The 13,030-nt window shown below is 68.2% G+C and carries 12 protein-coding genes; 7 read left to right on the forward strand and 5 right to left on the reverse strand.

The window, feature by feature from the left end:
- Positions 1-27 precede the first annotated feature (27 nt).
- A complete protein-coding gene (locus GPX89_RS11280; RefSeq protein WP_157387454.1) occupies positions 28-1,953 on the forward strand; it encodes a type IV secretory system conjugative DNA transfer family protein in 1,926 nt (641 codons plus the stop codon).
- On the forward strand, positions 1,950-2,336 hold the full coding sequence (locus tag GPX89_RS11285; protein WP_328601715.1) for a DUF4913 domain-containing protein: 387 nt from the start codon (positions 1,950-1,952) through the stop codon (positions 2,334-2,336). Before GPX89_RS11280 ends, GPX89_RS11285 begins: the two co-directional genes overlap by 4 nt.
- Before the next feature lie 58 nt (positions 2,337-2,394).
- Here the strand turns inward: GPX89_RS11285 and GPX89_RS11290 are convergent, their stop codons facing one another.
- On the reverse strand, positions 2,395-2,964 hold the full coding sequence (locus GPX89_RS11290; RefSeq protein ID WP_157387455.1) for a hypothetical protein: 570 nt from the start codon (positions 2,962-2,964) through the stop codon (positions 2,395-2,397).
- Positions 2,965-3,358: 394 nt separating this feature from the next.
- Positions 3,359-4,219: a peptidylprolyl isomerase gene (locus tag GPX89_RS11295; RefSeq protein WP_328601716.1), complete on the reverse strand. Its 861-nt coding sequence runs from the start codon at positions 4,217-4,219 to the stop codon at positions 3,359-3,361.
- Between the two features lie 205 nt (positions 4,220-4,424).
- Here GPX89_RS11295 and hisS point away from each other — a divergent pair, with 205 nt between their 5' ends.
- From hisS to GPX89_RS11310, 3 genes are all read left to right on the forward strand, one after another.
- Positions 4,425-5,705: a histidine--tRNA ligase gene (gene hisS, locus GPX89_RS11300; RefSeq protein WP_328601717.1), complete on the forward strand. Its 1,281-nt coding sequence runs from the start codon at positions 4,425-4,427 to the stop codon at positions 5,703-5,705.
- 199 nt (positions 5,706-5,904) lie between these two features.
- Positions 5,905-6,552 carry a hypothetical protein gene (locus GPX89_RS11305; protein ID WP_157387456.1) on the forward strand — a complete coding sequence of 216 codons (648 nt, stop codon included), beginning with the start codon at positions 5,905-5,907 and terminating at the stop codon, positions 6,550-6,552.
- Between the two features lie 138 nt (positions 6,553-6,690).
- Positions 6,691-7,692 carry a malate dehydrogenase gene (locus GPX89_RS11310; protein WP_328601718.1) on the forward strand — a complete coding sequence of 334 codons (1,002 nt, stop codon included), beginning with the start codon at positions 6,691-6,693 and terminating at the stop codon, positions 7,690-7,692.
- 24 nt (positions 7,693-7,716) lie between these two features.
- On the opposite strand, the gene GPX89_RS11315 is transcribed toward GPX89_RS11310, so the two are convergent.
- On the reverse strand, positions 7,717-8,589 hold the full coding sequence (locus tag GPX89_RS11315) for a TIGR03619 family F420-dependent LLM class oxidoreductase (RefSeq protein ID WP_157387457.1): 873 nt from the start codon (positions 8,587-8,589) through the stop codon (positions 7,717-7,719).
- A 246-nt stretch (positions 8,590-8,835) separates the two neighbouring features.
- Between GPX89_RS11315 and GPX89_RS11320 the strand changes: the two genes are divergently transcribed.
- Positions 8,836-9,585, forward strand: a complete 750-nt coding sequence (locus GPX89_RS11320; RefSeq protein ID WP_157387458.1) for an SDR family oxidoreductase — start codon at positions 8,836-8,838, stop codon at positions 9,583-9,585.
- Positions 9,586-9,995: 410 nt separating this feature from the next.
- Here GPX89_RS11320 and GPX89_RS11325 read toward each other — a convergent pair whose 3' ends face one another.
- On the reverse strand, positions 9,996-11,534 hold the full coding sequence (locus GPX89_RS11325; protein ID WP_157387459.1) for a hypothetical protein: 1,539 nt from the start codon (positions 11,532-11,534) through the stop codon (positions 9,996-9,998).
- Entirely contained in the window at positions 11,531-11,860 is a 330-nt protein-coding gene (locus tag GPX89_RS11330; protein ID WP_157387460.1) for a type VII secretion target, read from the reverse strand. The genes GPX89_RS11325 and GPX89_RS11330 overlap by 4 nt, the downstream gene beginning before the upstream one ends.
- Positions 11,861-12,020: 160 nt before the next feature.
- Between GPX89_RS11330 and GPX89_RS11335 the strand changes: the two genes are divergently transcribed.
- Entirely contained in the window at positions 12,021-13,007 is a 987-nt protein-coding gene (locus tag GPX89_RS11335) for an NAD-dependent epimerase/dehydratase family protein (protein ID WP_157387461.1), read from the forward strand.
- The last annotated feature ends 23 nt before the right edge of the window (positions 13,008-13,030 follow it).

Below are 13,030 nucleotides of genomic sequence, written 5' to 3' on the forward strand. Positions count from 1 at the left end.
CTTACAGGTCATCCCAGGAGGATAGAGATGGCGAAAGCACCGGTGAAGGACCCGGCGGACCCGGGCCCCGACACTCAACTGCACCTCATCTACGCGGGTTTCGCGATCTTCGGAACCCTGTGGGTGGCTGTCCAATTGGGCAACCTGCTCTCCAGCCCCCGCCAGCAGATGCCGATCAACCCGATCTCCATCGCGGTCAACATGGTCAAGGGCACACTGCGCTGGCCCGCCCCGGCGACCGTCATCGTGATCGCGATCGTGCTGGCCGCGCTCGCCTGGCAGCTGTGGAAGCGGCGGCAGAAGGCCAACGCGAGCAAGGGACGACTAGCGGTCGACGACAAGGCCGACCACATGGGCAGCGGCGACGCCATCAAGTCGCTCACCGCGGCCGGTGTGATGGAGAAGGCCGAGCAGATCGGCGTGCCGCTGGAGCGCGACGGATTCCGGGGCGCTCCCTACATTCCGGGTTCGCTGATGCGACCGGGTGACCCGATCGTGCCCGGCGTCCCGATCGGCGTCTCGGTGGCCGACGGTGTGACGCTCTACGGTTCCTACGAGGATCTGCACGTCGATATCTGGGGTCCTCGCCAGGGCAAGACCACCTCCCGGGTGATTCCCGCCATCCTCTCGGCGGTCGGGCCGGTCCTCGTGACCTCCAACAAGCGCGATGTCGTCGACGCCACCCGCGACGTGCGACAGCGAAAGGGCAGTCCCGTCTGGGTTTTCGACCCCCAGGGCGTCGCCGGTGAACCGCCGAGCTGGTTCTGGGATCCGCTGGCCTGGGTGAATCCGCGCCGGCCCGGCTACGACGCGCGCGCGGCGAGCCTGGCCGGGCACTTCGCCGACGGCGGCGATTACGTCCTGGGCTCGGACTCCAAGGGCGACACCTATTTCGATCAGGAGGCCGAGGAGCTGCTGGCCGCCCTGTTCCTGGCGGCGGCGGTGGCCGGGCGGTGGATCACCCAGGTCTGGGATTGGGTGACCAACCCGCTCGACACCGAACCGATCGAGATCCTGCGGCACACCGAAAGGTTCGACATCCCTTCGGAATTCCGGGGCGGATACCACTTCGTGGCCTCGGGTCTCGCCCAGCAGTACAACACCGACCCGCGCACCATCAGCGGCATCTTCGGCACCGCCAAGAAGATGATCAACAGCATCAAGCTGTCCAACATGCAGCCCTGGATCACCCCCGGCAGCGGTCCGCAGTTCGACGAAGAGGAATTCATCACCAGCAACGGCACCCTGTACTGCCTCTCGCTCGAAGGCCGCGGAACCGCCGGTCCGCTCGTGAGCGCCTTCATCGAGGCCGTGATCGATATCGCGATCCGCAAGGCGGCGCAGTCACCGCGCGGCAGGCTGCCCGTGCCACTGCTGGCGGTGCTGGACGAGGCCGCGAACGTGGTGCGCTGGAAGGATCTGCCCAGGCACTACAGCCACTTCGGGTCGCGGGGCATCGTGGTGATGACGGTGCTGCAGTCCTGGGCGCAGGGCGTGCGCTGCTGGGGCGCCGAGGGTATGGAGGCGCTGTGGGCCGCCTCGAACATCAAGGTGCTCGGCAGCGGCGTCGATGACGTCAGGTTCCTGCAGGAGCGCGTCGAGGCGATCGGCGAGTACGACAGCATCTCGTCGTCGGTCTCGGAATCCAAAGGCGGCAAGAGCTATTCGAGGTCGCTCGGCTCCTCGAAGACCTTCAATGTACACGGCCTGGCGACCCTGCCGCGCGGCCGCGCCATCGTGTTCTCCTCGGCCACACCGGCGGTGCTGGTCAAGTCCGTGCCCTGGTGGGAGGGCGACTTCTCCGATGCGGTCAGGGAATCGATCGAAGCCCACGAGCCGGCGCCGTACCGCAAGACCCGGATCGACGACCTGATCGGCGAGCGGGTGCCGTTCGAGAAGTCGACGCCGACATACGACGAATCCGGAACGATCGAGGAGGCTAAGCCGCTGTGACCGAACCGCAGCAACAACCCATGGTGTACGGCAGTGTGGTCGAGTTCGTGGAGAACTACCTCAGCCTCGTGTACCGGCGTCAGGTGACCGACATCAGCGATACCGTCTGGTGCCCGGAATGGTGGAAGCACGCCGAGGCGGTCGCGCGGCTGGACGCCATGTGGCGGGCCTGGGAACACTATCGCCACGACGGCAAGACCGGACTCAGCATCTGGTTCCTCGACCACGCCGACCCGCACATGGCGAAGCTGTTCGACCCCAAGGGTCCGTTCAAGTACTGCAGTGTGCGCAACGGGCACAAGGACATGCTGACACCGCTGCCGCTGAAGTCTCCCCAGCAGGGTCTGTTCAGCAATCCGTCACTGGGCGAATTCCCGCTCTGACGGAACGTGGCGGATCGGAATCCGATCCGCCACAGGCTGTTCCGGCGAACCGGAGTGACTAGCTGATGGTTCGTACAACGGGCTCGCGTTCGCGGGCCCGCGCATCCAACTCCCGTGCCCGTCGCTGCGCGACCGCCGCTTCCTGATCGCGCACCCGTGCCGCCTCGGCGGCCGACTGCGCCTGCCCGACCTCCAGAAGCATTCGCACGGAAGCCAACTCGGGCGAGATGCCCATGCGGTGCAGATGCTGTGCCAGAGCCTGGCGGCGTTCGACGGAATCGTGGCGGACCAGTCCCTTGCTCGCGGCGGCCTGGGTGGCAGCCATCCGGGTCGCCTCCGCCTGGGCCGCGAAGCGGTCTTTCTCCAGGGAGACACCCTTTTCGAGCGTGGGCTTCTCGATCATCCGAGCGAGTTCGAGATTGCGCGGGTCCTTCGCCTTGGCGTCCGCGGCCTCGCGCAGCACGAGTTGCCGTGCTTCCTTCTGCCGGGCCTCGGTCACCTTGACGCGGGCTTCCGCTTCCTTCTGGCCACGTTCCCGGGTTCGCAGCGCGACAAGTGTCGCCAGCTGCAACATTTGCCTCATCATCGCCGCTGTTTCGCGGCCGATGTCGTCGAGTTCCTCGGCCATTGCCTGCTCCCCGATGCTGCAGTGATCACTATGGATGGTGGTGCTTCGTCACGGACATCGCCCGAACGGTGGTTCGAAAGGCCATGTCCCGCCTGCAAACGTGGACACCGGGAGAACGTCTGGCGTCGCAGTGGCCCGGTGGGGGTTTCCCGGTGGGCTTTACTACGCCTTGGTACTCCGTTCTACGAGATTACCAGCGAAAACTCCGAAACCGCCGTACACGTGCGTCGCGATCCAGCATATATCGCACATTTCCGGCGTGGAGCGGAAAAATCAGGATTTTCTTTGGTTAGGGAACCCTTAGTCTGTAGGTTCGCCGGGACCGTTTCGAGACTTCAACCGGAAAAGGAACGGGCCCGGCGCGTCACGCGCCGGGCCCGAAAAACCATGCTGGTCAGTTGATTTGGACCGACTGGATGTTCACATCGGTGGCCGGCTTGCCGTCCTGACCGCCGCCCTGGACACCCGCCGCGGCGATCTTGTCGAGGGTGGCCAGGCCGTTGTCGTCGATCGTGCCGAAAATCGTGTACTGGGGCGGCAACTGGGAATCGCCGTAGACCAGGAAGAACTGGGAACCGTTGGTACCCGGTCCGGCATTGGCCATGGCCAGCACGCCGCGCTTGTAGGCGACCGGGAACTGGGCGGCCTGATCATTGGCGTCGTACTGGTCAGTCGGGTACTCGTTGTCGAACTCGTACCCGGGCCCGCCCATACCGCTGCCGGTCGGGTCGCCGCACTGCAGCACCTGCAGGCCCTTGCCGGTGGTGATGCGGTGGCAGGAGGTGTTGTCGAAGAACTTCTGCTTGGCCAGCGACTCGAAACTATTGACCGTACAGGGGGATTCACCCGGGTTCAGGGTCATGCTGATCGGACCCTGGCTGGTTGTCATCGTCGCCTTGACCTCACCGGCGGTGGAGATGTTGTCCGTACCGGGCGCGGACACCGGCTTGTCGGCCGGCTTCTGCGACGGGCGGTAGGTGCAGTTCACCTGTGCGGCCTTGGCCTTCGCGGCCGGCGGCGGCGCTCCGGTCAGCGAGGCGTCGGGCGTGGTCGACGCCGCGGCGCTGTTGCTGCTGTTGTCGTCGCCCTTGGTCAGGAAGTAGATGCCGACACCGGCCGCTACCGCGACCACGACGCCGAGAGCCGACGCGGCGATCGTGAGCTGCTTGCGCTTGCGCGCCCGCTGGGCCCGGTTCTCGAGTTGACGCTCCAGCTTCCGCTTCGCCGCAGCGCGTCGCTGTTCATTGCTCGGCACTAACTGTCCCTCCGTGAACGGTCGGTATCTGACTGTGTGTACAGATGGCGGCCGTCAGCCCAGCGGCCGCGGCAGACATTACCTGCATTCGCTGAGAAAAACCTACATATGCCAGTCGTCGATGGCGGCACCGGCGCCGACGCCGATGGCGCGGGGGAGGTAACCGGTTGGACTTGCCCAACGGCCGTGGTGAAAACTGAACAACGTGACCAAGACCAGCAGCTTCAGTGCCCCGAGGGGGGTCCCCGACTATCTGCCACCCACTTCCGCGGAGTTCGTCGCCGTCCGTGACGGCCTCGTAGCGGCCGCGCGACTGGCCGGATACGGGCATATCGAACTGCCGGTTTTCGAAGAGACCGCCCTGTTCGCGCGGGGTGTGGGCGAGTCCACCGACGTCGTCTCCAAGGAGATGTGGACCTTCGCCGACCGCAACGGTGAGAGCTTCACCCTGCGGCCCGAAGGCACCGCCGGTGTCATGCGCGCGGTCATCGAACACAACCTCGACCGGGGACAGCTGCCGGTCAAGCTCTGCTACGCGGGTCCGTTCTTCCGCTACGAGCGACCGCAGAAGGGTCGCTACCGGCAGCTGCAGCAGGTCGGCATCGAGGCCATCGGCATCGACGATCCGGCGCTGGACGCCGAGGTGATCGCCGTCGCCGACCGCGGCTTCCGCGGGCTCGGGCTCGACGGGTTCCGGCTCGAGATCACCTCGCTCGGTGACGAGACCTGCCGGCCGCAGTATCGGGAGCTGTTGCAGGAGTTCCTGTTCAAACTGCCCCTCGACGAGGAGACCAAGCGGCGGGCGCAGATCAACCCGCTGCGCGTGCTCGACGACAAGCGGCCCGAGGTCAAGGAGATGACCGCCGACGCGCCGCTCATGATCGACCACCTGTCCGAGTCCGCCAAGGCGCACTTCGAGCAGGTGCTCGGCCACCTCGACGCGCTGGGCGTGCCGTACGTGGTGAATCCGCGCATGGTGCGCGGGCTCGACTACTACACCAAGACCACCTTCGAATTCGTGCACGACGGGCTGGGCGCGCAGTCCGGCATCGGCGGCGGCGGGCGCTACGACGGGCTGATGGCCGAGCTGGGCGGGCAGCCGCTGTCGGGCATCGGCTTCGGTATCGGCGTGGACCGCACCGTGCTCGCGCTCGAGGCCGAGGGCAAGTCCGCGGTGGACGGTCCGCGTATCGAGGTGTTCGGGGTGCCGCTGGGCGATGTGGCCAAGCAGCGCCTGGTCGTCATCGCCGGTGAGCTGCGCAAGGCGGGGATCCGCACCGATCTGGCCTACGGCGGGCGCGGTATGAAGGGCGCGATGAAGGCGGCCGACAAGTCCGGGGCGCGGGTGGCCCTGGTGCTGGGCGACCGCGAGGTGGCCGAGGGGGAGATCGGCCTGAAGGATCTGAGCACCGGTGAACAGCGCCAGATTCCGCTCGACGAGGCGGTCGCTCAGGTCGCGGCCGTGCTTGCCGGAGAACGGGATTAACTGACCGGTCGGGTTCCGCCGGTGCGCCCGGCGGAACCCGACCGCGGCCCCTTTCCGGCCCGCACCGCGAATCCCTGCTTGGGTCGTGGCGATTCGGGGTATGGGGTAATGGCCTGCTGGTACCGTGCGGTGCGTCGCGCGGGGGTGGCGCGTGCCGCCGGTACGCGTGACTCATCGACTCCTGGACGAATGCGCTGCCTTGACTGAAGAATCCAAAGCCGGGCCCGCGGGCGAAGTCGGCCTCGACCTGATCGCGCCGGAACTGCTGGCTCCCGCGTTGCGCAAGCTCACCCTGGCCGCGCTCGGCGTGGGCATCGGTGTCGGGCTGCTGATGGCGCTGTTCGTGCACTGGCCCATCGCGCTGGCCGCCGGCCTCGTGCTCGGCGCGCCCACCGCGCTCTACGCCATGGCGGTGCGGCGGCGGCGGATCGCGGTGGCGGGCACCGTGATCCGGGCCCGCACCTGGCGCGGTGAACGCCGCATCGACCTGGCCGCCGCCACCGCCGTCGAGATCTTGATCTACCCCGGCCGGATCAGTCGCATCGTCTTGCGCGTCACCGCCGGCCCCGACACCCAGATCGTGCCCCTGGCCATCTACAGCGACTCCGGCAGCGGCCGCGAACTGCACATCCTGGGCCTGCGCAAACTCGCCGACGCCCTGGCGAGCTGCCCCCTGGCCGCCGCCCTGGCCATCTCCGATCTGCTGATCGGGCAGCTGCGCGCCGAGGCCCGCGACGCCAACGCCGAGGAGCGCCCGCTCTATCGCGCCGTCCGCATGGTCCGCATCCGCGACGAGGCCGCCCCGATCGTCCTGGCCGACTCCGATATCGCCGACCTGGCCCACTGACCGATTCGCCGGAAAGCGGCTGGAGCGGAGCCGATTCGGGTCCGGGCGGCGGTGTTGGCTTGCTCACCGGGCGCGGCGGGGCGGTGTGAGCCTGGTTAGGGTTGGGGCGAATACCGCCTTATCGCGAGGAGTTTCGCCGTGAGCAACACCGCGCCAGTGACCGTCACCGTGACCGGAGCCGCCGGGCAGATCGCCTACGGGTTGCTCTTCCGGATCGCCTCCGGGGCGATGCTGGGATCCCGGACGCCGGTGCGGTTGCGGCTGTTGGAGATTCCCGCCGCGGTCGGCTCGCTCGAGGGCGTGGCCATGGAGCTCGAGGACGGGGCGTTCCCGCTGCTGGCCGGGATCGATATCTCCGACGATCCGTGGGTGGGGTTCGACGGGGCGAACATCGCGATCCTGGTCGGGGCACGCCCGCGGACCGCGGGGATGGAACGGGCGGATCTGCTGGCCGCCAACGGGCCCATCTTCACCGATCAGGGGGCGGCCATCAATGCCAATGCGGCCGAGGACATTCGGGTGCTGGTGGTGGGGAATCCGGCCAATACCAACGCCTACATCACCATGAGCAACGCGCCCGACGTACCGGCCGGGCGGTTCACCGCGCTCACGCGGCTCGACCACAATCGCGCGATCGCGCAGGTGGCCAAGAAGACCGGGGCCGCGGCGGCCGACATCCACCGGATCGCGGTGTGGGGCAATCACTCCGCTTCGCAGTATCCGGATCTGGCGTACGCGACGGTCGCGGGTCGCGGGGCGCTCGAGGTGATCGGCGATCGTGCCTGGGTCACCGACGATTTCATTCCGACCGTGCAGCAGCGGGGGACCGCCATCATCAAGGCGCGCGGGGCGTCCTCGGCGGCGAGCGCGGCCAGCGCCGCCATCGACCACATTCACGACTGGGTGCTGGGCACCGCTCCGGGGGACTGGACCTCGATGGCGGTGCCGTCGGACGGGTCCTACGGTGTGCCCGAAGGGCTGATCAGCTCGTTCCCGGTGACCTGCGCCGACGGCGAGTACACCATCGTGCCGGATCTCGAGATCGACGACTTCGCCCGGGCCCGAATCGATCACAGCGTCGCGGAACTCGTGGCCGAGCGCGACGCCGTGATCGATCTGGGGTATGCCAAGCGGGCCTGACCTCGGCTGAGACGAGAAGTGTGCTCAGCTCAGCTTGCTGATCACGTTCTCGCCGTACCACTTGATCTTGACGATCTTCTCCTCGAGCGACTCCGTGTCGTGCTCCATGGCGTAGGAGTTGCGGAAGCCGACGATGAGGTCGGTGATGCCCTTCTCCTCGAGCCGCTTCACGCCGTCGGTGGTGTAACCGTCGCGGGAGACGGCATGGATCTCGAACTCGCCCGGATTGTCGCGCTCGCTGCGCAATTCGTTGATCCGGGCCAGGTACTTGTCGAGGTCCTCGCCCTTGCCGCCGGCGTGCATCCAGCCGTCGCACAGCCGCACCGCGCGTTTGAGAGCGGCGTCGCTGTGGCCGCCGAGCAGGATCGGCAGCGGCTCGGTCGGCGCAGGGGTGAGCTTGATCTTCGGGATGTCGTAGAACTCGCCGTGGTACTCGAAGTACTCGCCGGTGGACAGGCCGCGCACGATCTCGATGCATTCGTCGATGCGCTTGCCGCGCTTCTCGAAGGGGACGCCCATCATCTGGAAGTCCTCCGGCCACGGGCTGATGCCCACGCCCAGCGCGAAGCGGTTGTTGCTCAGGCGCGCAAGCGAACTGGCCTGCTTGGCCACCAGCACCGGCGGGCGGATGGGCAGCTTGAGCACGAACGGGGTCTGGCGCAGGGTGGTGGTGGCCGCGGCGATGGCGGCGGAGAGCACGAAGGTCTCGATGAACGGCTTGCCGTCCAGGAATTCGCGATTGCCGTCGGCGGTGTACGGGTACTTCGAGTCCGACTCGGCCGGGTAGGCGATGCTGTCGGCCACGGTGATGCTGTGGAACCCGGCGGCCTCGGCGGCCTGCGCGAGGGGGATGTAGTAATCCGGGTTGGTCATCGCCTCCGCGTAGGTGAAGCGCATCGATCGTCCTCTCGACAGTGAGCAGTGCGAAAACTAGAACAGATTCTAGTTCTGGAAGTGATGCTAGCCGCAGGCTCGCCGGAAAGCAGCCGGAACGCCGAACCGGCGCGGCCGGGAGTCGATTGCGCTGCGCGTGCTCAACAGTCGTATCCCGAGAACGGACCGCCCGGTCGTAGCCGTCCCGGTGGCTGAGATGCCGGTCCTGACGGGGTTGTCCGGATTCCTGGATCTTGTTCTAATCGCGGTATGACGATCGCCATCACCGGCTCCGGTTCCGGCATCGGCGCGGCCACCGCCGCCGCCCTGCGGGCCGCCGGGCACGACATCATCGGGATCGACCTGCGCAACGCCGACATCACCGTCGACCTGGCCGACGCGGCGGCGCGCGACGCGGCCGTCGGGGAGATCCTGCGGCGCTCCGGCGGTGCGCTGGACGCCGTGGTGCTGTGCGCGGGCGTCGGGCCGCAGGTGCCCGACCCGAACCTGGTGGTGGAGGTCAACTACCGGGCCACCGTCGCCCTGCTCGACGCACTGCTGCCGGCGCTGCAGAAAGGCGAAAACCCTGCGGCCGTGGTGGTTTCGTCGGTCGCCTCCACCCAGATCAAGTGGGAGGACAACCCGATCAACAAGGGCAACGAGGCCGAGGCCTTCGCCCAGGCCGGGGATTTCGCGGGCAGCTACGCCTACGCCTCGTCCAAGAACGCCGTCACCGTGGCCGTGCGCGAACGGGCCGCGGCCTGGGGCGCGGCGGGCGTGCGACTGAACACCGTCGCCCCGGGCAGCGTCGAAACCCCGCTGCTGCAGGCCGGTTTGGACGATCCGCGCTACGGTGAGGCCATCCGCAACTTCGTGGCCCCCATCGGCCGCAACGGCAAGCCCGAAGAGATCGCCTCACTCATCGTGTACCTGCTCGGCCCCCAGGCCGGTTTCATCCACGGCGCACAGTTCGTCATCGACGGCGGAATCGACGCGCAGACGCGGCCGACCGCGGTGTGATCCACCGCGGCGCAGCGATTTCGCGCCAGGAACGGTGGCCGAGCCCGCGGGGTGTACAGCCGCACATCGGCCTCCACTCGGCCGCGGTCGTCGGGGCAGCTACCCCGATGACCGCGGCCCTTCGCCTTCTTCCGGCGGCGCGGCCGACCGCGCGCGACACGACCGCATCCGATCTCGTGCCGATGGCCTCCGTGGCAATCGAAAGCGGCTGCGCCGCAAGGGGGCTGGGCCTGATCGGCCCAGGTTCGCCGTCGAGGTCCCGGTGCCCGCCGATGGCGCCGATCCGAAGGCGGCGAGTGGCGGGCGAGTTAGCTTTCGGCACCGGCGCTCTGGTTCCGGCGGGCCGTGCCTCGGTGTTCAGCGCCATCGTTGCACGTCCCTGACGCGGTGGAACCAGAGCCGGGTGGGAATCAGACCTGGTCGGAGTCGGTGTCTTCCTGAGTGTCCTCGGGCTGGCCGATGACTCCGGGGGCGAAGGTGCCCAGGTTGCCGGTGAGTTCGCTTTCCTGCAGCGGGCTTTGGTGCGGCTGGACCGTGCGGCCGTGCTGGCCGTCGGGTGCGCCGCCCTTGCCCGCGCCCGCCGCGGCGGGGGAGCCCATGAAGCCCGAACCGGCGGGACCGCCCATGGCGGCGATGCCGCCCGCACCGGCGCCGAACGGGTTGGCCGGAGTGGCCATCTTGCCGCCGGGGATCGAAGAGCCGGGGCCGCCGGGAGTCGAGGGCAGGCCGCCTCCGCCGCCGAGGCCGCCGCCTCCGGCGCCGCCACCACCGCCACCGCCACCACCGCCGACGCCGGCGGCCATGGTGTCCGGCGCGCCGCCCGCGGGATTGGTCTTGCTGGGATCGCCGGAGCCGGGAGTGCCTGCCTGCAAACCGCTTTCGAGCAGGCCCTTGGCCTGTTCGAGGATCGGCTGGCCGACGTTCTGGGCCAGTGACTGGGCGACCTCGGCGGGGTTCGGGCCGCCGCCCTGACCGAGTAGCTGGCCGATGACGCCCTGCACCTGGGCGGTATAGACGGACAGTTCGCCGTGGGTGGCGTTGACGACCGCGACGGCCTCGCCGAGGTGGCGGGTGGCCGAGGCGATCAGGGTGGTCTGGCCGACCGGGGTCAGGATGAGCGGGGCCATGGCGGTCGCCTCGGTGGCGAACGCCTGCGCGATGGCGGTGAGCTGGATATTGCCCTTCTGCACCACGGCCGCGGCCTGATTGGTGATCGCCGACAGGTCGAAGCCGCGCTGGGCGGTCTCCTGGCCGTGGTTCTCGGCCTGCTTGCCCGTCTCCTGGGCGCTCTGAGAAGCCTTGCCCTGCCACAGGGATTCGACGGTCTTGAGCGCGCCGCTGCCGACTTGGACCGCGGACTCGATGAACTTCGAACCCTGGCTCAGCAGGGTGGTCGGGTTGAAATTGCCCAGCACGCCGGTGCCGAAGCTCTGCAGCAGATCCAGGAACGGCTTGAACAGCGCGTCCAGTCCGGGGATGGCGGGCAGGGCCATGCCCTTCATGAGATCGCCGACCGGATCGGCGGGCAGGGGCGGCAGGATCGAGGCGGGGTTCGCGGCGGCGCGGGCCAGGGCGGCCTGGGCGGACACGAGCGCCGCGGGCACGCTGTCGAGTGCGGTCTGCGCGTTGGCCAGGACCGATTGAGCATCGCCGAGGGTGCCCTGCGCACCGGAGAGGACGCCGTGCGCGCCGTCGAGCGCGGGAGTCAGCGCGTCGGCGGGCTGGGGGCTGCCGCCTCCGGGAACTCCGCCGCTCAGGGGCGAACCGGTCTGCTCGAATTCCTTGCGCGAGAGCGCGAATTCCGGGGCCTGGAAGGGAGCGACATCCGCGGGCAGGGTGCCGAGTGCCAGGTCGGGGATCGGGCCGGGGGCGATCGTGGTCACGCTGTCCACTCCCATCGGGGCGGGGATCTGCTGGGGGAGCCCGATCACGCCGGAATCGAGGCTCATGCCTGCTCGTCGATCTGCCCGGAGAAATTGCCGAGGCCGCTCGCGAAGTCGGCATCGGTGGCGTCGTAGGTGGCCGCCGAGCCGAAGGCGGCCTGACCCAACTTGGCGAAGCGGCCCGAGAGGGCATTGATGTCGCGATCGTGCAGCAACTCCGCGACCGCGAAGCTGGCCAGGAAGTCCGCGCCGATGAGTCCGAACGCCGGCGTCATGGCCGCGACGTGAGACACCGTGTCGAGGCCGCCCTGGGCGGCGATGTCGGCGGAGACGCCGCTCTGGGCGGTCGCGAAGGCGCGGACCGCGCCGGTGTCGACCGAGAGATCGGCCATGTCAGTGCCCCCCAATCGTCGTGGACATGCGGATGCCGAATATATCCCATCGAGCGTCCAGCCCGGTGTGGCGTCGGTCCTATCGCCGCACTTCGCACCCTGGCCGGATCGCAATGCCACCGTTGTTGCAAATTAGAACAAGTTCTATATTCTCGTCTCCATGAAGGTCGCAGTCACCGGCGCTGCCGGGTTCCTTGGCACCAATTTGCTTCGCCTGCTTACGGATCGCGGTCACGAGGTGACGGCCATCGACCGCGTCGCCGGGACCGCTCAGTCCGGCGTCACCTGGGTCAACGGCGATGTGCTGGACCCGGCGTCCATGCGTTCGGCGCTCGACGGGGCCGAGGTGGTCTACCACCTGGTCGCGCTCATCACTCTCGCGCACAAGAACGATCTCGCCTGGCGGGTCAACACCGAGGGCGTGCGCGTGGTCGCCGACGCGGCGCGCGAGGTCGGCGTGCGGCGCATGGTGCACACCAGCTCGATTCACGCGTTCAACCAGTACAGCTGTGGCGGCACCATCAACGAGCGCTCGCCGCGGTCCATCGATCCGGACCTGCCGGTCTACGACCGCTCCAAGTGGCAGGGCGAGATCGAGCTGCGCAAGATCATCGACCAGGGTCTGGACGCGGTGATCTGCAACCCGACCGGTGTGTACGGACCGATCGACAACACCAACTCGCGCATCAACTGCACCCTGTGGGACGCCGCGCGCGGGCGGGTGCCGGTCATGATCAGCGGCGGCTTCGACCTGGTCGACGTGCGCGACGTGGCCCAGGGGCTGATCCTGGCGGGCGAGCGCGGCCGCACCGGTGAGAACTACCTGCTGGGCGGGCACTTCACCGACATGTTCCAGGCCACCCGCACCGCGGCCGAGGTCAACGGAAAGATGAAGCCCGCCTTCGCGATTCCGGCCAAGGTCATCAATGCCTGCATGCCGGTCATGGAGCCGGTCGCCAAGGCCTTCGGCAGCGACCGCATCTCCAAGGCGGCCATGGGTGCGCTGCTGGCCGCGCCGATCGTCGAGCACGCCAAGGCCACCGAGGAACTCGGCTACCGGCCGCGGCCCGCCGAGCAGACCATTCGGGATCTGGTCGCCTTCTACAACGGGCAGCCGATCGAGGTCGACACGCAGAAGATTGCTTGACAGTCGTTAGAACACATGTTCGA

Origin of the sequence: Nocardia terrae (assembly GCF_009760405.1) — a bacterium.
In the GTDB taxonomy this organism is placed as follows: Bacteria; Actinomycetota; Actinomycetes; order Mycobacteriales; family Mycobacteriaceae; genus Nocardia; species Nocardia terrae.

Coding starts and splice junctions, on each gene's coding strand:
- GPX89_RS11280 (WP_157387454.1), top strand. CDS start 28: ATGGCGAAAGCACCGGTGAAGGACCCGGCGGACCCGGGCCCCGACACT.
- GPX89_RS11290 (WP_157387455.1), bottom strand. CDS start 2,964: ATGGCCGAGGAACTCGACGACATCGGCCGCGAAACAGCGGCGATGATG.
- GPX89_RS11315 (WP_157387457.1), bottom strand. CDS start 8,589: ATGCGCTTCACCTACGCGGAGGCGATGACCAACCCGGATTACTACATC.
- GPX89_RS11320 (WP_157387458.1), top strand. CDS start 8,836: ATGACGATCGCCATCACCGGCTCCGGTTCCGGCATCGGCGCGGCCACC.
- GPX89_RS11325 (WP_157387459.1), bottom strand. CDS start 11,534: ATGAGCCTCGATTCCGGCGTGATCGGGCTCCCCCAGCAGATCCCCGCC.
- GPX89_RS11330 (WP_157387460.1), bottom strand. CDS start 11,860: ATGGCCGATCTCTCGGTCGACACCGGCGCGGTCCGCGCCTTCGCGACC.
- GPX89_RS11335 (WP_157387461.1), top strand. CDS start 12,021: ATGAAGGTCGCAGTCACCGGCGCTGCCGGGTTCCTTGGCACCAATTTG.